We start from the raw sequence: 22,437 nt of genomic DNA, 5'->3' as shown, positions 1-22,437 counted from the left end.
TTTTAACGCCGTATCGGCAACGTAGGTAGTTTTTCAACGGCCTGCTAGACGCGGCAACAGCCTGATAGACTCATCGCCTTGTTCGAGGAACCCGCCATGCCTTCGCTGCTCTCTCTGCGTCACTACAGCCATGAGTTGCTCAGCCACAGCCATGCCCATGCGCAGTTGGTGTTCGGCCTGAACGGACAGCTGGATTTCGAAATCGCCGGCTGCGGCAGCCAAGTCATCCGCCAAACCCTCGCCGTGGTACCGCCAGACACACAACACGCCTGCGGCAGCAGACACGGCAGCCAGTGCCTGGTGCTCGATATACCGTCCGAACAGTGGTTGCAGCAGCACCTGGGCGGCCACGCCGATGCCAGTCGACGCCTGCTCGATACCCCCGGCGCACTGCACCTCAGCCCCGCGCAAAGCCAGCTGGTCAGCTGGCTGGCCGCCAGCCCGATCAATGACCCGGTGATCGCTCAACAAGGCGCGGCGCTGTTATTGGCCAGCCTGGCGAACGAGCACTCGGCGCGCCTGGAAACCCAATGCCTGCCGCTGGCGGCGATTGATGCGCATATCGACCAACATGCCGCGCACCCCTTGCAGGTCATCGACCTGGCGCGTCTGGCCGGGTTGTCCGCGGCACGTTTCCATGCACGCTTTCTCAGCGAAACCGGGCATACGCCGATGGAGTACGTGCGCAGTCGACGCCTGCACCTCGGCCGTCACCTGCTGCAGAACAGCCTGCTGGCCGTTGGCGACATCGCCGCACGGGTCGGCTACACCTCGCAAAGCGCGTTTACCGCCGCCCTCTCACGGCACTTTGGGCTCACCCCTCGCGCCCTGCGCCAGGCCCGCGAGTAACGCGACAAAGCCCGCGATTCCAGCGACAGACAGCGCTGCATGCGCACCCTAGACTGCTAGCGCAATGAATCAGGAGGCGCTATGCAGCACATCGAGTGGGACGACTTTCAACGGGTGGAGTTACGCGTGGGCACCGTGCTGTCTGCCACGCCCAACGCCAAAGCCATAAAGCCGGCTTATGTGCTGCAAGTCGACCTCGGCGAATTCGGCGTGAAAACCTCCAGCGCGCAACTGACCGCGCATTACCAACACGGCGAATTGATCGGCCGCCAAGTGCTCTGCGTGTGCAACTTCGCGCCCAAGCGGATTGCCGGAGTTCGCTCCGAGGTGTTGGTAACGGGCGTCTACGACGCCGATAACCGCGTGGTGCTGGCGAGCTTCGACAAACCGCTGCCCAACGGGGCGCGCCTGGCATGACGGAACGCAACGCCCTGCTGGCGATTCACCTCGGTGCGCTGCTGTTCGGCCTCTCGGGGATTTTCGGCAAACTGGTGAATGCCGCGCCGCTGGCCATCGTCGGCGGTCGCGCCGTATTTGCCGTGATCGCATTGGCGCTGTTCGCCCAGCTGTTCAACCAGAGCCACGGCAACCGCCCCAGCGCCCGCCAATTAGCAATGCTGGCACTCGGCGGCCTGCTGCTCGGCAGTCACTGGCTGACCTTCTTCGAAGCGGTGAAGGTCTCTGGCGTGGCCATCGCCACACTCGGTTTTGCCAGCTTTCCGGCGTTCACCGTACTGCTCGAAGGCCTGTTGTTTCGCGAGCGCACGCGGCCCAGCGAGTTCGCCATGGTAGGTGTGGTGTGCGTGGGCCTGGTCTTGGTGACACCCAGTTTCGACCTTGGCAGCCATGCCACCGTAGGCCTGCTCTGGGCCGTACTGTCAGGCTTGCTGTTCGCCCTGCTCTCGCTGCTCAACCGCGCCAGCACCCAAGGTCTGGATCCGGTCAAGGCGGCGCTGTGCCAAAACGTGACGGTATTGCTCTGCTTCATGCCGTTCGCCTGGCCGCTGTTAGCGGACTTGCGTGCGCTCGACTGGTTCTGGTTGGCCATGCTCGGGGTGCTCTGTACCGGTTTGGCGCACAGCCTGTTCGTCGCCAGTTTGCGGGTGATCAAGGCCCGCAGCGCCGCGGTGATTTTCGCCTTGGAGCCGGTCTACGGCATTGGCTTTGCCTGGTGGCTGTTCAGCGAAGTGCCAACCCTGCGCATGCTCGCGGGCGGCACACTGATTATCCTGGCGATTTTTGTCTCGGCGCGCATGGCGCGTTGAGACAGACGGCTAAAACGGCGGCGCCGAGTACTCCGGCGCCATAGAGTCATCTACAACTGCGTACCCGTGATGCCTTCGCCAGGGTGCGCCGCGTCAGGCTGGCAACGACGCATCATGGCCGCGGGCGGTCGCTGTGGCCAAGGTCTCGCGTCGGATCGATCTGGTCGCGCACCCGCTGTTTGAGCACCTTGGCTTCAGGAAAGCCACCGTCGGCTTTGCGCTCCCATATCTGCACACCGTCGCAGGTAATACGGAACACCCCACCCGTGCCCGGCTGCAAACTGACTTTTTCCAGCTCATCGGCAAAGGTCGACAACAACTCCTGGGCCAACCAGGCGGCACGCAGTAGCCACTGGCATTGCGTGCAGTAGGTGATGACCACTTCGGCTTTTGGCTGGGACATAACGCGACTCGGATAGACGGGGTGGCCATGATAACGCCGGCCGAATACAGAATGCAGAGGGTAAACCCGAGCGAGCGCTGACCTGCCCCTTCCCTCAGGAGCGAGGCGCTCAGCCGGGTTTCGCTACGCCTTAGCCCGCGCCTACGCAGACCATATTGACGAGGCCGCTAGGCGATCTTGGCTAACAGCTCGCGGGCTTCCTGCTTCTGCTCGTCGTCGCCATCGTTGATAACCTCATTGAGGATATTGCAGGCGCTTTCCAGGCTGCCCTGCTCGATGTAGGCCAAGGCGAGGTTGAGCTTGGCCAAGTTATCGCGACTGCCGGCCAACTGGTCGAGGTCGCTCAGCAAAACACTCTCGGCGGCGTGCGGCTGACTGATAAAGGCCTCATCCAGCTCATCTTGCAACCACCCTTCGGACGAGGTTTCCTCAACCAGCATCGAGTCGGCAAAAGGGCTACGCACATCGCTATTGCTAGCTATGTCAAAGACTTCCGGAAGATCCTGCGCGACTGCGGGTGCCGCCTTGCTGCGCATACCTGGGGAAAATGGACTGACCAGATCCCAATCCGCATCCAAGGACAAATCATCCAGGTTAAGTTGGAAATCATCGTCCTTACCTGCCTCCGCTGTCGGCTGCGCTTGCGACTCGTCCAATTGCAGCACAGCATCGTCCAAAGAGTCGCGCGGCGAGTCAGCCAACAGGCCGGGATGACGCGCCTTCAACTGCTCGATTCGCGCCGCAGTGAAGCCGGCATTACGCAAAATGCTCTCTTCGCGGGTGAACGCCTGAGCATCACCCAACTGCGCCAGCACCTCCAGCAAGCGGAAACGGATGTCGCTGCGTTGCGGCTGTACATCCAAAGCCTTGCGCAGCGTCGCCGCGGCCTCGCTGAAGCGGCCGTAGGCGATATAGATATTGGCGCCTTCCAAGGCATCGGTCGGGCTGGCCGACCGCTCGGGCGCGACCATCGGCACTTCAGCAATGCGTGCCACGGCCTCACGTTGCACCGGCGTGACGAACGGCTCAGGTTCGATGACCACCGCTGCGGCAGCAGCCTGGTGCGGTTGCGGGGGTTGAACCGCACGGCGCTTCGTCCACCCAAGCAGACCCAGCAGGCCGGCTAGCAGAACGACCAATGCGGCAAACCCTGCACCGATCCAGTTGCGCGTCGGCTCGACTGCCGGTGCGCTGGGCGCGGCGCTAACGGCTTCTATGTCGCTGTCCACCACGGTCGATGCTTGAGGCGCCGCAACAGGCGCCAGGCCGGTCGCCAACTGCGCCTGCAAGGTTGCCAACTGCTGGTCCTTGTCGCTCATCTGTACTTGCAACTGCTGCATCTGCGCCTGCAAATCGGCAAGGCTTTGCTGCAGTTGCAGGTTCTCCGCCGCCTGATTGGCCAACTCCTGATCCACTCGCCGCTGCACTTGGGCAAGCATTTCCACTTGTGGGTCGAGCGGTTGCTCAGGAGGCGCGAGGGGCTGTTCGCCGACCACTGGCGCCGCTGTTACTGCGGCTGACGCACTGTTTGCCTCAGCACTGGCGATATCCGGCAATAGCAAGTCGGCGCCAGCCTGAAGACGGTTGATATCGCCGTTGCTAAAGGCTTGCGGATTAAGCGCATGGATCGCTTGCATCAACGCGGGTTGCGAGGCCTCACTGCCCGCCGTGCGCAAACGCGCGGCAATAACCCACAGGCTGTCGCCACTCTTGACCTGATAGCGCGCGCCCTGCTCGGCGGCAGGCATGACGCTTGGTGGCGCATAGGTGGTTGCTGTGGGCTCACGCGTTGTGCGCACTGGCGCTGCGGCAACAGCCGGCACCGTAGCGACCGCACGGTAGGCCGAAGAGCCCGGCGGATCGAGCAATACGGTGTATTCGCGCAGCAGTTGGCCATTGGGCCGTGCCACTTCAACGATGAAATTCAGGTAAGGCTCGCGCACCGGCTGGCTCGACACCACCCGGATCACACTGTTGCCGCCACGCAGCAACGGGGTGAAACGCAGGTCATTGAGGAAGTACAGGCGATCAACCCCAGAGCGGCTGTACACCTCGGCAGACGCGAGGCGAACCAGTAGGTCGCTGGCACTCAAGTCGCCGACTTCGAGCAATTTGATCTCAGCGTCTAACGGCTGATTCAACGCCGAATGCAAGGTGATTTCACCCAGCCCCAAGGCCGGCACCAAGCCCGAATAAAAGGCCGAGCCAGAGGCCAAACCAAGCAGCAATTGGCGAACTGGAGTCATATGAACTCTCCGCTAACTCCACGCCGGCATAGTTGCACCACTACACGACTTAACGTGTCCATCCAATCAGTGGTGAACGTAGATGACGCAGCACATTCTTGCGTCGGGAGAAACGCTCCGTGTCCAGCCCGGCTAGTAATCGAGTATGGCCATGATTTACAGGCTTGCGCACTTTCGTCGCGCACAGCGGTTAGGCAGATAGCCATCATACGCAAATGCGCAAAGACGCAGTCAATAAACTGACAAGCCATCGCAGAAGCCGACCAGCTGTCAGCGCTTTGTCGACCGAACATTCCAGGCCGCCAGCACCGTCAGGGCAAACACCGCCGCCATCACCCAGAAACTCTGCTGAAAAGCCACTGCCTCGGCGGCCAGATCGGCACCCTCGCTGCGGTGACGCCATTCGAGGAAGAAAGTCAGCAGGTTGACCCCGAACGCCCCGCCCAACTGGCGCACGAAGGTGATCGCGCCAGCGCCTTGGGCCAGCTCCTCCTGGCTGAGCATATCCAACGAAGCGGTGCTCAGCGCAGGCAACAAGATGCCCAGCCCCACCCGACCGAGACAAGCCCAGAAACACAACACCGCGAACGAGGCCCCCGGCTCAAGCCAGCCGAAGCCGGCGGCCGACAGGGCAAACACCAACACGCCACTGATCAACAGCACAGCTGCCGACAGACGATCGCTGAGCCAGCCACCGGCAAACGACGCGATACCCATCAGTACGCCGGTTGGCAGCAGTAACAAGCCCGCGCGCCCCGCGCTGTAGCCTTCGACCGTTTGCAGGTACAGCGGTATCAGGTAGGTCGAACCGTACAACCCCATGCCCAGGGTCAACGCCACCCAACTGGCATTACGAAACCCCGCATGCCGCCACACCCGCAAGGGCAGCAGCGGCTTGAGACTGCGCCGGCTGCGCCTAAAGAAACCAATGACCGCCACCACCCCGAGCAGGCTTGGCGCCCAAACGCGCAGCTCCTGCCAAGCGAAGCGCTGCGCTTCGGCCAAGGCACCGAGCGAGGCAAACAACGCCACGCATAACAGGACAAAAGCCCATACATCCAGAAACGGCGTGGTTCTCTCGCGTTGTGTCGGCAGCAGCCACTGCCCGCCTAGCAGCGCCAGCAGGCACATCGGCAACGGCAGCCAGAACACGGCCGCCCAGCCGAAGTGATCGACCAAATAACCACCAATGGTGGGCCCCAGGGTAGGCGCGATCATCACGCCCAGGCCATAAAGCCCCAGCGCCATGCCACGACCGCCGTCAGCGAACACGCGAAAGATCAGCACCATGGCCAGCGGCTGGACGATCCCGGCACACAGTCCCTGGACGATGCGCAAAGCGATCAGTTGCCAGGCCGTTTGCGCCACCAGCGCCAATAAGGAGCTGAGGATAAACAGCCATAGGCCGACTTGCGCGGTACGCCGCGCGCCCAAACGCGCTTGCGCCCAGGCCGCCAGCAACAGGCCAGCCGTCATCGCGGCGAGAAAACCGGTGGACAGCCACTGGGCCAGCGGCCGACCAATCGAAAAGTCCTGCATGATCGCCGGCAACGCGACATTGATACTGGTCGAGGCCAGCACCATGGCCATGCTGCCGATCATCAGCACGCCCAACAGCCACCTGGGGTAGCGCGCGCCGAAACGGGCCTGCAATGCCGGCAAATCGTGCTGCATCAGCGCTTTTCCAGGTTACTCAGAATCCGTGCGTGAACGTGCTGACAGCGGCGCAACTCTTCCTCGTCAATCCCGGCAAACAGCTCCAGACGCAGCTGAGTGGAGATCGCTTCGATTTTCTCGATCAGCGGCTGTGCCTTGGGGCTCAGGGCGATTTTCTTGGCGCGCCGATCTTCCGGCACCGCGTGGCGGCTGACCAGCCCCTGAGCTTCCAGGCTGTCGAGCAAGCGCGCCAGGGTCGGGCCCTCGACGCCCACGCTTTGCGCCAGCTCACGCTGGGTGGGTAACTCCTGAAAGCGTGCGAGATGCAGCAAGACCAGCCAACGGGCCTGGGACAGACCCAACCCGACCAGGCGACGGTCCAACTCGGCGCGCCAGGAACGGGATAACTGCGCTAATTGCATGGCGAAACGGTGTTGATCTAACTGCGACATGAATAACCGACTCTTATAAGTATCAAAAACTAATTATTAGCCAGCTAACCATAACCGCCACCCAGAGAGCAAGAGCCTGGATGTTTCACCATTTCACATACTGATCCTCGACAAAGCCCCACAGGTTGTCGATCGGCACCGCCGCTCGGCCAACGGGGCGCAAGACCCCCTTGAACTGGCCAAAAATCTGCTTGAAGTTACTCGCCAGAATGCCCAGATTCAGGCGCTCCTGGTGCAACCCACGCGCCTCGAAACGCAGGTCTACCTGGCCGTCATGGGAACTGATCTGCCAGGGCTGTAGCGGCTGATCGCGGTCGAAGGCAAAGCGCGCCGTGTCGACCTTGATCAACTCACCGTCGAGCCAGTAACAATTCTCGGTAAAACTGGTTTCGTTGACCCCGCAGGAGAGATTCAAACCGACGCGCTGGGCGCCAGCCTGCCCGGACAGACATGCCCAGTTCCAATGGGTTTCCGGGCGCATGTAGCCGGCCGACCAATCGTGATGAGCAAACGCCTCGAGCTGCGCCAGATCGAAATCGCCCAGCGCGCTGCTGACCTGCCCAGTGCACCGCACACCCGCCACCTTCTGCGCATACACCCAGCCATTTACCGCCGTCGGCGTGTTGATGCACATCGGCTGAAACGCCGGCTCGGTCTCGGAGAAACAGGCATCGATGCGCGTGCCATCATCCAACTCGACCAGCAGGCGCTTCTCCAGCGATGACGCATGGTTTTCCAAGCGCAACAGGTTGCCGCCGCTGCGCAACTCGCAGACACCCGCGTTCGGTTGTTGAGAAAAACGCGTGCCCAGCCCTAGCGGCAGCTTGAATTGCCGCTCGATCATGCGGCCGCTGGCCGGGTGGAACAGGTAAACGAAACCGATGCCGGCCAGGCTCAGGTTGGCCAGCGCACAACCACCAATCAGCTGCTCGCTGATCAGCCCGAAATACTGAAACTGGTGGAAACGCCGCCATTTGGCCAGGGCGCCCAGACGCCGCCCCATGGGTGAGCGGAAGTCGAAATCACGGTAATTGATCGCCCCCGGCGCGCGCGGGAAGATGCCGTAATGCGGCTGGCCATTGGCTTGAATCAGTCGGTCCATGGGAGAAAGCGCTCGAGAAGAAAACCCGGGCGATGCTAGCACTGACGTTCCAGCCCAGGCACTCACCGCAGGCGCCAGGGATAGCGGCAAAATCGGCCACCGCACCCAGCGGCCGCTGTAGCCAGCTCACTTAGCCAGTAGGACAGGCTTCAGGGCTGGGCAGCTGCTCGGCGAACCGAAGCTCACGCGCCGCTTCAGGCCACCACCTGATTGCGCCCAAACGCCTTGGCTTCATACAGCGCACGGTCGGCATGCTCGTAAAGCGTTGCCAGTTCACCCGCTTCATTGGGTTGAATGCAGGCCACGCCAATCGACATGGTCAGCATGCTGGCGGTATCCGAGCGCTCGTGCTGGATATTCAGGGTTTCCAGGGTGGCCCGCAGCGCTTCGGCGCGCTGCCACGCTTCAGCGGCGCCGATGTCGTAGAGCAGCACGGCAAACTCTTCGCCGCCCAGGCGAACCGACATGTCCAGGGGACGTCGCGCCGCGTCGAGAAGCAGGCTACCGACCCGCTGCAAGACGTTATCGCCGGCCTGGTGCCCGTAGCGGTCGTTATAAGCCTTGAAATGATCGAGGTCGCACAGCAGCAAGGCCAGCGATTGCCCCTCGCGCTGCGCCTGGCGCCACAAGCGCTCGAACTGGCGGTTGAAACTGCGTCGATTGTGCAGCCCGGTCAGGCTGTCGTGATCGGCCAACACACGCATCAGGCGACTGACCAGAAAATGCTCGCGTGACTTGAACTCCAACAGATAGCAACCGACCGCGCCGATCAGGTTGCCAAACAATAGAAACAACACGTTGTTGATCAGGCGTGGCGTTGGCAACCCTGCCCACAGCTCGATGCCGATATACACCAGCAACACCACCAGGGCGCAGGCCAATGCCTCGCTGAGCCGCAAACCGACCAGGAAATAGGCCGCCATACTGACCAACAGCAAGCCTTCATAGGGGTAATTCGGATCGGCACGGTGGGCGATGCCGACCACCAGGGCAGCGCCGATGCCAAGCGCGAGAATGCACAGCAGACTCAATGGCAGCAGCAAGTGCACATGCGCGCGCTGCAGGATCAGCCAGGCGCAGATTGCCAGCAGGACGAACACCACCAGACGCACGCCGAGCATCCACCAGACCTCCGGGCTGTGCACCATGGCGAAGTCCAGCGCGGCAAACATGACCCACAGAACCATGCCGACGCTCAGTGCGATGCGCTTGAGATCGAAGTTATCCTCCAGCATATAAGCGCGGTATTCGCGCTCAAGCGGCCGCGTGAAGCGCAACAGGTGAAAGCCCAAGGCGAGCTGGTCGGCATAGGGGCTGGGATGTACATCGTCGAGCCAGGCGTGTGGAAGCGACACGTTTACCTCTTCTCTGGGAGGCCTGTGGACACCTTAGTCGTTCGCCAACTGCGTCACAAGCTTGCCGGCTTTATGACGCCATTTACTCGACACGCCGTGCCGCGTCAGGCCTCGAACTCCGCCTGCAACGCCGCCCGCACGCAATGCAGCACACCGTCCGCGACCCGACCGGCAAACAACTCACTGATGGCCGCCACCGCAGGCAACTCGCCCTCGCCGTCCAGGAAGGCTTCCTGCACCTCGCCCAGCAGGTCTTCCGGCAGATCCAAGGCTTGCTCCAGCGACAGCTGCTGACGCCCGATGGCCTCGGCCAACAGGCTGTAGACATTCTTTTCGCTGCACTTGAGTTGGTTGGCGATTTGCGCAGGGGTCATGCCCGCGCGCGCCAGGCTGACCAACTCGTGACGCAGATCGACCACCGCACGCGGCGTCTCGGCACCCGTGCTGAGCACCTCAAGAAACGCGTCGCCATAGCGCTCCAGCTTGCGCGCACCGACGCCGCTGACTTGCGCCATCTCGGCCAGGGTGCTGGGTTGGCTGCGCAGCATTTCCAGCAAGGTGGCGTCGGGGAAAATCACGTAAGGCGGCACGCCATGCTCTTCCGCCAGCTTGCGGCGCAACGCACGCAGGGCTTCCCACTGCTCGCGCTCGTCGCCACGCACCAATTGGCTGGCCGCACTGCTGGAGGCTTTGGCGCTTTGCTGCGGCTTCAAGTCACGCCGCAGTTGCAGGCTCACCTCACCGCGCAACAGCGGGCGACAGCTGTCGGACAGGCGCAAGCCGCCATAGCCCTCCAGGTCGACATCGGCCAGACCGCGCGCCACCAGTTGACGAAACAGCGAGCGCCATTCACCCTCGGCGAACGCCTTGCCGACGCCAAACACCGTGAGGTGTTGATGGCCGAGGTTGCGCACTTTGTCGTTGTCGCGACCGAGCAGCAAATCGACCAGATGACCAACGCCATAGCGCTGGCCGCTGCGGTAGATCGCCGACAGCGCCTGACGCGCCGGCTCGGTGGCATCCCAGGTTTGCACGCCGTCGATGCAGTTGTCGCAGTGGCCGCAAGGATTCGGCAGCTCTTCGTCGAAATAGGCCAACAACGCCTGACGCCGGCAGCGCGTTTCCTCGCAGAGCGCGAGCATGGCGTCGAGTTTGTGCTGCTCGACACGCTTATGCCGCTCGTCGCCTTCGGAGTTGTTGAGCATCTGCTTGAGGAAAATCACATCCTGCAGGCCATAGGCCATCCAGGCATCCGCCGGCAGGCCATCACGGCCGGCACGACCGGTCTCCTGGTAATAGGCTTCCAGGGATTTCGGCAGATCGAGGTGGGCGACAAAACGCACGTTGGGCTTGTCGATACCCATGCCGAAGGCAATAGTCGCGACCATGATCAAGCCCTCCTCGTTGAGGAAGCGCTTCTGGTGATAGGCGCGCAAATCGCTGGGCAACCCGGCGTGATAGGGCAGCGCCGGGAATCCTTGCTCACTGAGGAAGGCAGCCACTTCGTCGACTTTCTTGCGCGACAGGCAGTAAACGATGCCCGCATCGCCCTTGCGCGGCCCCAAAAATGCCAGTAACTGCTTGCGCGGCTGCTCCTTGGGCACGATGCGGTAGAAGATATTCGGCCGATCGAAGCTCGACAAAAAGCGCTCGGCATTCTGCAAATGCAGGCGCGTGACGATTTCTTCGCGGGTGCGCATGTCCGCCGTAGCGGTCAGGGCAATCCGCGGCACCTGGGGGAACAACTCGGCAAGCTGGCCCAGTTGCAGGTATTCGGGTCGAAAATCGTGACCCCATTGCGACACGCAGTGGGCTTCGTCGATGGCGAACAGGGCGATTTCAAGGCGCTGCAAAAACGCCAACATACGCGGCTGCACCAGGCGCTCGGGGGCCAGGTAGAGCATCTTGATCTCGCCACGGTTGATCCGCTCGGCGATTTCACGCTGCTCCTCGGCGCTCAACGTCGAGTTCAGCGCCACCGCCGCCACGCCCAACTCGTCGAGGGTGGCGACCTGGTCGTCCATCAAGGCGATCAACGGCGACACCACCACCGCCAAGCCCTCGCGCAGCAACGCCGGCACCTGGAAGCACAAGGACTTGCCACCCCCGGTCGGCATCAGCACCAAGGCATCGCCGCCCGCGGCCACGCGCTCGATAATCGCCCCCTGCCGACCACGGAAGCTGTCATAGCCGAAAACGTCTTTTAGGATGCGTACTGCGTGGTCGAGCATGAAAGGTCTCCGAAGCGAGCCGCGCATTATACGCAAGTGCTTGCCTGGCTGAGTTTTGATCTGTTTACGCCGCGCATTTGCTCAGGGCTATGGTCGCTGTGGCGGCACTGGACTAGAATTCAGCCTCGTTTACTTCTTCAAGGTAGCCCCCGATGTCCTTCGCCGAGCAATTGTCACGCCTGCAAGCCTTTCTCGACGCCGATGAGCTGCATGAAGAGGCACTGGACTACGTGGCCGCTCACGGCTACCTCACGGCATTGTCGATCTGCCCGGATCAAGTGCCGGAGCGTGAATGGATTGATGCGCTGTTCTCCGAGCCGCCGCATTACCGCAGCGATGCGGAGCGTGACGACATCGAGGCGACCCTGCTGCAACTGCAAGCACACATTGCCCGCCAACTGGCCAGCGACGACGACCCGGAAATGCCCTGTGAGCTCGACCTCGGCGAAGACCCGGACGACTCCGACCTGCGCGGCTGGTGCATCGGTTTCATGGAAGGGGTGTTCCTGCGCGAAGCCGTGTGGTTCGACGACGCCGAAGACGAAGTCAGCGAGTTGCTGTTGCCGATCATGGTCGGTTCGGGCCTGTTCGACGAACAGCCGGAGTTCGCCGAAATCGCCCGTGACCGCGATCTGGTGGACAGCATGGTCGAGCAGATTCCCGAGCTGCTGACCGCGCTGTTTCTGCTGTGCAACGCCCCGGAAGAAAAACCGGCCCTGCTCAAACCGCGTCACCACTAAGCCCGCGCCATGGCGCGTGATATTCAGGAAAACCGCAACCCCGCCATTCGCTATGCCTTGCTGACCATCGGTTGGCTGAGCGTAGTGCTTGGCGTGATCGGTATTTTCGTTCCAGTACTGCCGACCACGCCCTTCCTCCTGTTGGCCGCCGCCTGCTTCGTGCGCAGCTCGAAGCGTTTCTACCTGTGGCTGGTCAACCACCCGCAACTCGGCCCATGGATTCGCGACTACCTGGAAGGTCAGGGTATTCCGCGCAAAGCCAAGGTGTATGCCTTGAGCGCAATGTGGCTGAGCATCGCGCTCTCCTGCTACCTGGTGCCGATGATCTGGGCGCGGGCTTTTATGCTCACCAGTGCACTACTGGTCAGCCTGTACATCCTCAAACAGAAAACCCTGCCAAACCCTTGACCCCCCACGCGACACGCGACACGCGACGATCTGCCACTCATGGCCGGCTCGAGTCATCTCGGGTTATGCCGAGGAGCGCCAACGCCGCATCACGACCGCGGACGCCGACATTAACCAAGAGAACCAACCACACAGGCCACTATGCCTCGGCAAGATGCCGGCGCACCGCCTAGACTTTGCTTCATCTTTGGCGGAGACGCGGCAGATGCAGCCACGGCAGCGCACTCATGGATGGCCTAGGTGCCTGCACGCAATGTGGCTGGGGGCGAGCCTATTGCTGATCGGGCTGGCCAGCGCCCTGGCCAACTGGGACTTTGCGGTGATCCTGCAGAATGCCGAAACCCGCTATGGCAGCCTGGGTGCCGCCAAGGAGCGGATTCAAGCCTGGGACGCGCTGATCAGCGCCAGCGGCGGCCTGCCTGAAAAAGACCAACTCACCGAGGTCAACCGCTTCTTCAACCGGCAGGTGCGCTTCGCCGATGACAGCCGCAACTGGCGGCAAAACGACTATTGGGCCACGCCCATCGAGTCCCTGGTCAAAGGCGCGGGTGATTGCGAGGACTACTCCATCGCCAAGTACTTCACCTTGCGGCGCCTCGGCATTCCCAGCGAGAAGCTGCGCATTACCTACGTCAAAGCCTTGCGCCAAAACCAGGCACATATGGTGCTGACCTACTACGCCAGCCCTGCCGCCGAGCCGCTGGTGCTGGATAACCTGATCAACGAAATTCGCCCTGCCTCGCAACGCAAAGACCTCCTCCCGGTGTACGCCTTCAATGCCGAAGGCTTGTATCTACCGGGCTCGAGCAGCAAGAAAAGTGACACCAAGAAACTCTCACGCTGGCAGGACCTACTGAAAAAAATGCGCGCGGAGGGCTTCGCCATCGGCGAAGGCTAGGAGAACGCTATGTCCTTACTCAAACAGTTATTTCTCGCCATCTGCCTGTTTCTGGTGGTGGCGTTCACCGGCAGTTTTATCGCGGGAGTGGAAAGCTCCCGCGAGCAACTGATCAGCCAACTGCGCTCTCACGCCCAGGACGCCGCCACTGCCCTGGGCCTGTCGATGACACCGCATGTCGACGATCCGGCCATGATCGAACTGATGGTCAGCTCGATCTTCGACAGCGGCTACTTCGCCAGCATCCGCGTGGTGCGCATCCCCAGCGATGAAACCATCATCGAGCGGCGCACCACGCTAGCCTCCGATCAGGTGCCGAGCTGGTTTGTCGAACTGGTCGACCTCAAACCGCAAGGGGGTGACGCCCTGATCATGCGCGGCTGGGATCAAGCCGCGCGGGTCGAGGTGCTGAGCCATCCACAGTTCGCCCTGGCCAAGCTGTGGGACAGCGCCCTCGGCAGCCTGGCCTGGCTGCTGCTGTGCGGGTTGGTCAGCGCGGTTCTCGGCGGCTGGCTGCTGCGCACCCAATTGCGCCCGCTGGACACCATGGTGCAACAGGCCCAGGCGATTACCCGCCGCGAGTTTCTGACCCTGCCCAAGGTGCCGCGCACCCCGGAGCTCAAGCGCGTGGTCACGGCCATGAACCAGATGGTCGCCAAACTGAAAACCCTGTTCGCCGAAGAAGCGGCACGCAGCGAAAAGCTGCGCACAGAAGCCTACCAGGACAGCCTGACCGGGCTGGCCAACCGCCGCCAGTTCGATATTCGCTTGGCCAACCAACTGGTGGTCGGCGAGCAAAGTGCCGATGGTTACTTGTTACTGCTGCGGGTCAACGACCTCGGCGGGCTCAATCAACGCCTCGGCGGCCAGCGTACCGATGCCCTGATCGGGGCGATTGGCGAACTTTTGACACGCCTGCTCAAGCAGCCCAACCGCGCCGACTGGCTGGCCTCGCGCAGCCGTGGTGGTGAATTCAGCCTGCTCGCTCCGGGTCTTGGCAATGAGGATGCTGAACTGCTGGCACGCGAACTTCACGAAGGCCTGGAAAGCCTGCGGCAAACCGCTGCCAGCGACTGCACCCCGGTCGCGCACATGGGCATTGCCGCCTTCCGCCCTGGCGAAGAGCCCGCCCAAGTGATCGGCCGCGCGGATCAGGCCCTGGCCCAGGCACAAAGCGACCCGAGCAAACCCTGGACGCGGCTGAATGACTTCAACAGCCAAGCCGGCCAGGGACTGCACGACTGGCGGGCCTGGATCGACAACGCACTGAACAAAAGCAAATTGCAGCTGTATTTCCAGCCGGTGGTGGAATGCGCCGACCTGAACAATGTGCTGCACCACAAAGTGCTGGCCCGCTTGCTCGATCCGCAAGGCGAGGCGATTGCCGCCGGGCGTTTTCTGCCCTGGATCGAACGCCTCGGCTGGGCCGCGCGCTTCGACCTGGCCATGCTCGAACACAGCCTTGCGCACCTGACGCAACACCCACAGCCTCTGGCCCTGAGCCTGTCGGCCGCCACCTTGCGCGAGCCCGACAGTCAGGCACGCCTGCTCGACATACTCAAAAAGCACCCGCAACACGCGGAGCTGCTGACCCTCGAAGTGGACGAACGTCACCTGCCGCCTGCCGCCGAACTGGAAGCCCTCAGCAAGTCCGTGCGCAGCGCGGGTTTCAGTTTGGGTCTGCAACACTTCGGTGGCCGCTTCAGCCTGATCGGCAACCTGACCCATCTCGGCTTGGCCTACCTGAAAATCGACGGCACCTACATTCGCGCCATCGACCAGGAAAGCGATAAACGCCTGTTTATCGAGGCAATCTTCCGGGCCACCAACAGCATCGACCTGCCGCTGATGGCCGAGATGGTGGAGACCACAGGGGAACTGGAGGCACTCAAAGAACTGGGTATCGACGGTGCCATGGGCCGTCTGATCGGTGCGCCGGCGCCTTGGCCTGGTAGCTAGCGGTGCCGGGTGAAACAAGGCCGTGCGTGAAACCCATGCACAGTAACCTCGTAGGGTGAGTCGAGCCGCGCAGGTTAGGCGCGCGATCCGTTACGCCTTCATCCACCAGCGGTGCAACGTGCCCAGATGCGCCGCCCCACGCTGGCGGTGCCTGAACGCTCAGCGCTTGGCGCCGCGAGCATGCGCCTGCCGTGTTCCGACATTGCAACGTCAGGCTTGTGGGAGGGGCTTTAGCCGCGATTGACCTTGAGGGCGCTGAAGTATCGCGGCTAAAGCCCCTCCCACGGAAAGCGGCAGACTATTCGTATCGCGACACTAGCAACCTACGTTGCGCTTGGCGCCGCGAGCCTGCGCCTGTCGTGTTCCGACATTGCAACGCCAGGCTTTTGGGAGCGGCTTTAGCCGCGATTGACCTTGAGGACACTGAAGTATCGCGGCTGAAGCCCCTCCCACGGAAAGCGGCAGACTATTCGTATCGCGACACTAGGATCTATTACCGACAAGCCGTTAAAAACGGCGCGAATGCGCCCAGGCTTGGCGCCCCGCCCAAAGTGCGCGCTGCGCGCCAGCCGGCGCCTGTTACTGCGTTGCAGCCGTGTTGCCCGGTCTCGACGGCCTCGCCTACATATCTCAAGGCTATGTAGGCGTTAGCTGTAGCGTGGGTCGGGCGACCCACGCTACGTTTTGCCATCGGCACATAACGGCTACAGAGTATTGTTCAACGCTCTGTTAGACCGTATCCACCTGCAAGGCGCCGTCGCCGAGCAAACCATTGATGATCGTCGCCGTATCGCTGCCGCCGGAGACGATGCCGTTGCCGGCCACTCCCAGATAATGCTGGGACAGATCGACGTTGACCAGTTCGATGGACTGGCTCGGCGCTCCCGTGCCACTGGGGCTGATGCCAATTACCGTGCTGCCGCTGTTCACCGAGAACACCAGGTAGTTATCCAGCGAGTCCGCACTGTCCGTCTCACCCGACAACAAATCGCGCAAATCCAGGGTATCGCCTTCGGCGAAGCTGAAGTCGAAGACCCGGTCGGCGCCCGTGTGTCCGGCCAGCCACTGGAAGGTATCGGCGCCGGTGCCACCATACAGGTTGTCGTTACCGGTGCCGCCGATCAGCAAATCGTCGCCGGCCAACCCGCGCAACGTGTCGTTCCCCCCCAGGCCGTTGAGCACATCGTCGTTGACGCCCCCCTGCAGGTTCGCGTTGTTGGCGTTCGTGCCAGTGATCACCAGCGGCATCGCTGCCGCATCCTGGGCCACGTTGATGGTGAGCACGGCGCTGTCCATATCGCCATCCTCGTCGCGCACGGTGTAGCTGAAGGCCTCCTGTTCGACCCCTGTGACGCCGCTTGCGGCGGTGTAGGTATAGCTGCCATCGGTAGCGATCTTGAACCAGCCGCCGAGCTCCGTGGCGAACTCGACGCCCGTTGCACTGAGCAGGTAGTCGCTGCCGTTGTGGCTGATCGAGTACAGCGTTGCATGGTCGTGCAGGTCGTCACGCGCGCCCAACGGGTCAAGGTTACCGGCGTCGTTGTTGGGGTCGAGCAGCACGTTGCCCGACACCCGGTTGAGCAGCGCCAGCGGCTCGCCGTTGACCTCGATATTGTCGATGGTCAAGCCGCTCTTGGTCTTGTCGTCGAAATCGTCCAGCGTCAGGAAGGCAATGGTATACAGCCCAGCGCCCCATGTGCCGGGCACGTTGAAGGTGAAGCTGTTCACCCCGCTTTGCCGGCTGAAACCAGTGCCGCTGCCACTCCCCAGGGCATCGTCGGCGCTGCGCAGAACGACCAGCGCCGAATCGCTCCCATTACTGATGTGGAAAGCACCGAAGTCATCGTACTTATCACTTTGCGGTTCATCGGTGACGAAATTCCATTGGAAGCTGATCGCATCGCCTGGGTTGAATTCGACCGAGGTTTTGATCGCCCCACCTTCGATGGCCACGTTATTAGTGTTGGAGCCTTCGTAGCTACGCAGCGCAGCGGTCAGCGATCCGGCACCGAGGCCAAGGAAATTCTCGATGACATCCGCATCGACCGCCGCGCCATCGCTTCTCACCAACGCCGAGCGCAGGCCCTCGATCCTCAAGCTGTTGTTGTAGCCTTGATCCTGGACATGACCGATGGTTTGCCAGCCGGTCAGGCCCAGCTCGAAGTTACCGATCACTGCACCCGATTGCTCGACATAAGCCTTGTTGTCGTAAGCCACCGGTCCAAGGTCTTCGATGCAGATGATCAGGTTGGCGCTCGACGGATCGCCATCGCTGTCTTCGATGGTGTAGGTGAAGACCTCTTCGGTTCCTGGCGGCACATTAGACGGCGCGGTGTAGCTGTAGGCACCGCCGCTATTGATACTCAACACACCGCCATCCGGGGTTGCAAAGGTCAGGTTAGTGCCATTGCCCGGTACGTTGAACAGTACCGTCGACGTCGAGCCATCGATGGCCGTTACCGTGGCGCCCGCCAATGAATACTGAGCGGCCTGGCTGTTATCGATGACAAAACTGATTGCCGTCAGGGTGACCGGCAAATCTGTGCCGAGCTGATCGGCACCGGCGCTGGCATCGACATCGCTGATCACATTGCCGGTCGCCGACACCGGTACCGTACCGGCCAGAGTAGCCAGCAAGTCGGATGGATCGTCGACCAGGATCGCGCCCTCGCTACCGTTGGCCACCCGGCCCAATTCGGTGATCGCCGCCGCATTGCCGCTAACGGAAACCCCCACGGAGATGACGTCGATAGCATTGCCATCGACGAAGGTTTTCCAGCTGGCCGGTGTCCCGCCTTCATTGGGCTCGCCATCCGAGAGGAAGTAGACCTTGTTGACGTAACCGCTCAACGCCGGGTTCGCCAGGTCGCCCTGCAGCTCGCTGCGAGCGTAATCGAGGGTATCGTCGTAATCGGTGTTGCCCTCGGCATTCAGCGCCCAGATAGCGGCGATGGCCTCCTGCGCATCATCGGTCTCGATCACCAGCGACTCATTGGAGGCAAACTCGATCACCCGGAACTGCAATGGCACACCCAAGGCCACGTAGCTGTTGATCAGGTTTTCCAGGGCGTACTTGGCCACGGTCAAGCGATCCGTGTTTTCCGTATCGCCATCGCCATCCGCATCGGCAACGATGCTGAAACCCATGCTCCCGGACGTGTCGAGAATCAGGGTCAGGTTGAACGGCGGCAGGCTCAGCTCCGGCACGCAGATGCTGTTGTCCTTGGCCACTGGCGCGCTGTCTTCGATGCAGATGGTCAGGTTGGCCATGGAGGTGTCGCCGTCGGCGTCCTCGATGGTGTAGGTGAACACATCGTTGGCATCGTCGACGACATCCGCCGGGGCGGCGTAGGTGTATGTGCCGTCGCTGGACATGACCAGAGTGCCGCCCAGCAGGGTGGTCAACGGGCCCGTCGAGCCACCGGCCGGAACCGCTACCGTCACCGTGTCGCCATCGGCATTGGTGTAGCTGACGGAGATAACGCTGATCGGACCATCGGCCCCCGCCACATCCACGCCGTCTGGCCCAAGATCGTCGATGACATTGCCTTCCAGCGGGCTCGGCACCGTATCCAGAAGCGTCGCCGTCAGGTCGGAGGGGTCATCGACCAACACGGGGTCTTCACCACTGTTGGCCACCTTGTCCAACTCGGCGATAGCATCGCTATTGCCACTGACGGAAATCCCCACGGAGATCACATCGATGCCATTGCCGTCGACAAAAGTCTGCCAACTGGCCGGCGCATCGCCTTCGTTGGGCGCGCCATCGGACAGGAAGTACACACGGTTGACGTAACCATCCAGCGCCGGATTGGCAAGATCGCCCTGCAACTCGTCGCGCGCGTAATCCAGCGCATCGTCGTAATCGGTGTTGCCCGTGGCATTCAGTGCCCAGATGGCGGCGATGGCCTCCTGCGCATCATCGGTCTCGATCACCAGCGACTCATCGGAGGCAAACTCGATCACCCGAATCTGCAGCGGCACACCCAGGGCCACATAGCTGTTGAGCAGGCTCTCCAGGGCGTACTTGACCACGGTCAGGCGGTCGGTGGTTTCCAGGGTGCCATTGCCGTCGGCGTCAGCGGTGATCGCGAAAGCCATGCTGCCCGAGGTGTCGATGATCAGGGTCAGGTTGAACGGCGGCAAACCGCTCTCGGTGGTGCACAGCTGATTGTCCTTGGCGGTCGGCACGTCATCGATGATGGTCACATCCAGGCTGGCACTGTCGCTGTCGCCATCGCGATCGGTCACTTCGATGGCGAACTGCTCGGTGATGCTGTTCTCAGCGTTACCATCGGGGTGCGCCGAGGCATCTTGCAAGCTGTATTCGTAGCTCACCGTGCCGCCGGCGCTGGTGCCGACGAAACCGACGATTTTCAGCACCCCGGCTGGGCTGTCGATGACCAATGGGCTTGCAGCGCTCGCGCCTTGCAGTTGGGCAAAGGTAAAGGCGGGTTCGCCACCGATCTTGATCGTGTCGATACCATCCGGCGCAGAGATGTCGAAGCTGCCCGTCTGGGTCAACGCGCTGGCATTCGGTGCACTGCCGTCGGCCAAATGCTGTTCGTCGACCGTTAGCTCGGCGCCATCCAAGCCTCCGATGCTGACGACGCTATTGGCCCCCACGATGGTGAACGTCAGGTTGGCGGTGGAAATATCACCGTCGGCATCGCGCATGGTGTATTGCAGGCTCTGGCTGATGGTTGCGCCCTCAGCCAACGCCAGCGTGTCGGGATCATCGTTATCCAGCGTGAAGCTGTAGCCGCCGGTCGCCGGGTCGAGCACCAGTGCACCGTATTTGGCCAACTCGGCCATCGCGGCGACATTGGCGCTGCTGTTCCAGCCGACAAAGGCTTTACCGCCGTCATTACCGGCCTGGTCGTTATCCAGCACATTGCCGCTGGCGACGTTGGCCGCTACGGCACCCTCGCTCAGCGTGCTGGCAATGTCGTCAATCGCCAGCGGGCCGTCATCCTTGAAGCTGATCAGTGGGCCGAGGTCGAGCGTACTGGACGCGGAGTCACCATCGTTATCGGTCACCGTGGCGGTCAAGCCGATCAGGTCGGCCGCAAGCGACTTGAGCTCGTCGGGATCGCTGGTCGGGTGTTTGATCGCACGCTCCTGGTCGAGGGTCACCACACCGTTGGCATCCACACTGACGGTGAACACCAGATCGCCATCGGCATTGCGGCCTTCAACGGTCCACTGATCCGTCAGGCTCAGGAACACCGCTTGCCCGGTCTGCGTATCGATCAGCCCGGAATCCACCAGGCCGCTATCAGGATCGCCAGCGGCGATCTCCAGTTGGTATGTCAGGCTACGCTGGCCATCGGCGCCCGGCTGGACGTTGAATACGCCGCTGAAATCACGCGTGGCATTGTCGTCCAAGAAGCTCTCGTCGACCTGCAACTGTCCGCCCCAGGTGACCGTGGTGCTGACGTCGTTGTAATCCCAATCCGCACTGTTGGTCTGGTCTTCCCAGTTCTGATTACCCGGATCGCTGGTGTCTTGCAGGTGCGCACCACCCGGGTTGAGGCTGGCGTCGCTGAACAGCACATGGGCGCCGTCGGCGCCACTCAACGGTGTGCCGTCAAGCACGGCTTGCCACTGCCCCGCCACGAACTGGAAGGTCACTGCATCGCCATTGTCCAGGCCCGGATTCTGCCCGCCATGGGGAATGATGAAGAAGCCGACATTCTCAGGGTCCAACCCATCCAGGCTGAACGTATCGCCAATCGCCTGGGCTTTGACATTCGCCCAGATCACCTTGCCACTCTGTGGGCTGCCGTCTGGGTTTTTGATGTAGTAGCCGTAGCTGTTGCTGAAGCCCGCATCGCTGCCGTTATAGGTGACATAGGAGCTGTCGGACAACTCGCCCTGCGAGATGCTCGGGGTGTCGTCGTCAATCGTCACGCACAGGGTGGCGCTGTCGGTATCGCCATCGCCGTCGGTGACGGTGTAGCCGATAGTCAGCTGGATATTGTTCTCCGCCCCGCCTTCCTCATGCAGCAGCGGCTGCAACAGGCTGACCAGGTAACCACCGGTCAACGGGTTCAATTGCACGGTCAGCAAGTCGCCGCGCCCCGAAGAGATGGTCAGGGTATTGCTGCCAGCATCCCAGACCGAGGTAACCGCCTCGCTGCCCAGGCTGTCCGGGCCAGTCAGTTCGATCGATTGCAGGCCATCGGCGCCGGCAGAAAAATCCAGGGTGCCGCTGACGCTGGTCGCCGCGCCCGGCACATCACCTACCCCACCATTGATGCCGCCCGCCAAACCCTCGTCGTCGAGCGCCTTCTTCACGTGCTCGTCATCGGCATCCGGCACATCGTCCTCGACATCGATGACAAAGCTGCCTAACTCGAAACCATCAGCCAGCGGGTCGCCATCGCCATCGGTGGCGATCAGGATGCTGGAGAAGTCGATGGCCATACCCGCGGCCCCAAGGGTTTCGCTGTCGTCATCACTCGTCTCGGGGTGATCCAGCGGACCTTGTAGATTGAACGCGTAACTGCCATCGGCGTTTACCTGCAAGGTGAACACCGGGGCGCCGCCCTCGCCGGCGGTGGCCGTCAGGATACTGATGCCGGTATCCTCGAAAACACTCACGCTGTAAAATAAGTCAACCCCGCCCGACTGCAGCATCAAACCAGACAAACCGCCCGTATCGCTGCTCAGCTGGAAACCACCACGGCCGTCTGCGCCAAATGCCACCAAACCATCCAACGCACCGACATCACCACTGACCGTCAGGGTCTGCGCCGGATCGGCATCGCCTTCCGCATTACCAGTACCCAGCGCATCTTCGTGCACCAGGCCGGAGACAACTGGACGCTCGCCCGGCACGCCAGCCTGCACCGGCACGTCGTCTTCGAT

At 62.0% G+C, this 22,437-nt stretch carries 15 protein-coding genes; 7 read left to right on the top strand and 8 right to left on the bottom strand.

Going from position 1 to position 22,437, the window contains the following annotated elements; all coding sequences use genetic code 11:
* Window positions 1–96 precede the first annotated feature (96 nt).
* The 3 genes from B3M58_RS06085 (at window position 97) to B3M58_RS06075 (ending at window position 2,114) form a co-directional block, all read left to right on the top strand.
* A complete protein-coding gene (locus B3M58_RS06085) occupies window positions 97–849 on the top strand; it encodes a helix-turn-helix domain-containing protein (protein WP_296217679.1) in 753 nt (250 codons plus the stop codon).
* 81 nt (window positions 850–930) lie between these two features.
* The gene (locus tag B3M58_RS06080) at window positions 931–1,266 is read left to right on the top strand and encodes a tRNA-binding protein (RefSeq protein ID WP_296217678.1); all 336 of its coding nucleotides are present in this window, start codon (window positions 931–933) and stop codon (window positions 1,264–1,266) included.
* A complete protein-coding gene (locus B3M58_RS06075) occupies window positions 1,263–2,114 on the top strand; it encodes a DMT family transporter (protein WP_296217677.1) in 852 nt (283 codons plus the stop codon). Before B3M58_RS06080 ends, B3M58_RS06075 begins: the two co-directional genes overlap by 4 nt.
* A gap of 112 nt (window positions 2,115–2,226) precedes the next feature.
* Here the strand turns inward: B3M58_RS06075 and B3M58_RS06070 are convergent, their stop codons facing one another.
* The 7 genes from B3M58_RS06070 to recQ form a co-directional block, all read right to left on the bottom strand.
* Window positions 2,227–2,517, bottom strand: a complete 291-nt coding sequence (locus B3M58_RS06070) for a SelT/SelW/SelH family protein (RefSeq protein ID WP_296217676.1) — start codon at window positions 2,515–2,517, stop codon at window positions 2,227–2,229.
* A gap of 167 nt (window positions 2,518–2,684) precedes the next feature.
* Complete coding sequence (locus B3M58_RS06065) at window positions 2,685–4,763, bottom strand: FimV/HubP family polar landmark protein (protein WP_296217675.1); 2,079 nt, start codon at window positions 4,761–4,763, stop codon at window positions 2,685–2,687.
* Between the two features lie 270 nt (window positions 4,764–5,033).
* The gene (locus B3M58_RS06060) at window positions 5,034–6,437 is read right to left on the bottom strand and encodes a DHA2 family efflux MFS transporter permease subunit (RefSeq protein ID WP_296217674.1); all 1,404 of its coding nucleotides are present in this window, start codon (window positions 6,435–6,437) and stop codon (window positions 5,034–5,036) included.
* Window positions 6,437–6,871, bottom strand: coding sequence for a MarR family transcriptional regulator (locus B3M58_RS06055; RefSeq protein WP_296217673.1), 435 nt, complete (start codon window positions 6,869–6,871; stop codon window positions 6,437–6,439). Before B3M58_RS06055 ends, B3M58_RS06060 begins: the two co-directional genes overlap by 1 nt.
* Window positions 6,872–6,956: 85 nt before the next feature.
* Window positions 6,957–7,973 carry a DUF2804 domain-containing protein gene (locus B3M58_RS06050; RefSeq protein WP_296217672.1) on the bottom strand — a complete coding sequence of 339 codons (1,017 nt, stop codon included), beginning with the start codon at window positions 7,971–7,973 and terminating at the stop codon, window positions 6,957–6,959.
* Between the two features lie 194 nt (window positions 7,974–8,167).
* Window positions 8,168–9,328: a GGDEF domain-containing protein gene (locus tag B3M58_RS06045; RefSeq protein ID WP_296217671.1), complete on the bottom strand. Its 1,161-nt coding sequence runs from the start codon at window positions 9,326–9,328 to the stop codon at window positions 8,168–8,170.
* Between the two features lie 104 nt (window positions 9,329–9,432).
* Window positions 9,433–11,559 (bottom strand): DNA helicase RecQ, encoded by a 2,127-nt coding sequence (gene recQ, locus B3M58_RS06040; protein ID WP_296217670.1) that lies wholly within the window; start codon window positions 11,557–11,559, stop codon window positions 9,433–9,435.
* Between the two features lie 152 nt (window positions 11,560–11,711).
* On the opposite strand from recQ, the gene B3M58_RS06035 reads away from it, so the two are divergent.
* The 4 genes from B3M58_RS06035 to lapD all read left to right on the top strand — a co-directional run bounded on the left by B3M58_RS06035 (window position 11,712) and on the right by lapD (window position 15,564).
* On the top strand, window positions 11,712–12,299 hold the full coding sequence (locus B3M58_RS06035; protein ID WP_296217669.1) for a YecA family protein: 588 nt from the start codon (window positions 11,712–11,714) through the stop codon (window positions 12,297–12,299).
* Between the two features lie 9 nt (window positions 12,300–12,308).
* Window positions 12,309–12,707 (top strand): YbaN family protein, encoded by a 399-nt coding sequence (locus B3M58_RS06030; protein WP_296217668.1) that lies wholly within the window; start codon window positions 12,309–12,311, stop codon window positions 12,705–12,707.
* Window positions 12,708–12,912: 205 nt separating this feature from the next.
* The gene (lapG, locus tag B3M58_RS06025) at window positions 12,913–13,605 is read left to right on the top strand and encodes a cysteine protease LapG (RefSeq protein ID WP_414704054.1); all 693 of its coding nucleotides are present in this window, start codon (window positions 12,913–12,915) and stop codon (window positions 13,603–13,605) included.
* A 9-nt stretch (window positions 13,606–13,614) separates the two neighbouring features.
* The gene (gene lapD / locus B3M58_RS06020) at window positions 13,615–15,564 is read left to right on the top strand and encodes a cyclic di-GMP receptor LapD (protein WP_296217666.1); all 1,950 of its coding nucleotides are present in this window, start codon (window positions 13,615–13,617) and stop codon (window positions 15,562–15,564) included.
* A gap of 729 nt (window positions 15,565–16,293) precedes the next feature.
* On the opposite strand, the gene B3M58_RS06015 is transcribed toward lapD, so the two are convergent.
* A complete protein-coding gene (locus B3M58_RS06015) occupies window positions 16,294–22,425 on the bottom strand; it encodes a DUF5801 repeats-in-toxin domain-containing protein (protein WP_296217665.1) in 6,132 nt (2,043 codons plus the stop codon).
* Between the last annotated feature and the right edge of the window lie 12 nt (window positions 22,426–22,437).

The organism is Pseudomonas sp. UBA2684 (assembly GCA_002354655.1).
In the GTDB taxonomy this organism is placed as follows: domain Bacteria; phylum Pseudomonadota; class Gammaproteobacteria; order Pseudomonadales; family Pseudomonadaceae; genus Aquipseudomonas.
Note: the sequence above shows the minus strand (reverse complement) of the source record. Positions and strands in the feature narration are given on the sequence as shown.

Bases quoted from the DNA above. Each gene is read 5' to 3' on its own strand.
- B3M58_RS06085 (WP_296217679.1), top strand. From the start codon at position 97: ATGCCTTCGCTGCTCTCTCTGCGTCACTACAGCCATGAGTTGCTCAGC.
- B3M58_RS06080 (WP_296217678.1), top strand. From the start codon at position 931: ATGCAGCACATCGAGTGGGACGACTTTCAACGGGTGGAGTTACGCGTG.
- B3M58_RS06075 (WP_296217677.1), top strand. From the start codon at position 1,263: ATGACGGAACGCAACGCCCTGCTGGCGATTCACCTCGGTGCGCTGCTG.
- B3M58_RS06070 (WP_296217676.1), bottom strand. From the start codon at position 2,517: ATGTCCCAGCCAAAAGCCGAAGTGGTCATCACCTACTGCACGCAATGC.
- B3M58_RS06065 (WP_296217675.1), bottom strand. From the start codon at position 4,763: ATGACTCCAGTTCGCCAATTGCTGCTTGGTTTGGCCTCTGGCTCGGCC.
- B3M58_RS06060 (WP_296217674.1), bottom strand. From the start codon at position 6,437: ATGCAGCACGATTTGCCGGCATTGCAGGCCCGTTTCGGCGCGCGCTAC.
- B3M58_RS06055 (WP_296217673.1), bottom strand. From the start codon at position 6,871: ATGTCGCAGTTAGATCAACACCGTTTCGCCATGCAATTAGCGCAGTTA.
- B3M58_RS06050 (WP_296217672.1), bottom strand. From the start codon at position 7,973: ATGGACCGACTGATTCAAGCCAATGGCCAGCCGCATTACGGCATCTTC.
- recQ (WP_296217670.1), bottom strand. From the start codon at position 11,559: ATGCTCGACCACGCAGTACGCATCCTAAAAGACGTTTTCGGCTATGAC.
- B3M58_RS06035 (WP_296217669.1), top strand. From the start codon at position 11,712: ATGTCCTTCGCCGAGCAATTGTCACGCCTGCAAGCCTTTCTCGACGCC.
- B3M58_RS06030 (WP_296217668.1), top strand. From the start codon at position 12,309: ATGGCGCGTGATATTCAGGAAAACCGCAACCCCGCCATTCGCTATGCC.
- lapG (WP_414704054.1), top strand. From the start codon at position 12,913: ATGCAGCCACGGCAGCGCACTCATGGATGGCCTAGGTGCCTGCACGCA.
- lapD (WP_296217666.1), top strand. From the start codon at position 13,615: ATGTCCTTACTCAAACAGTTATTTCTCGCCATCTGCCTGTTTCTGGTG.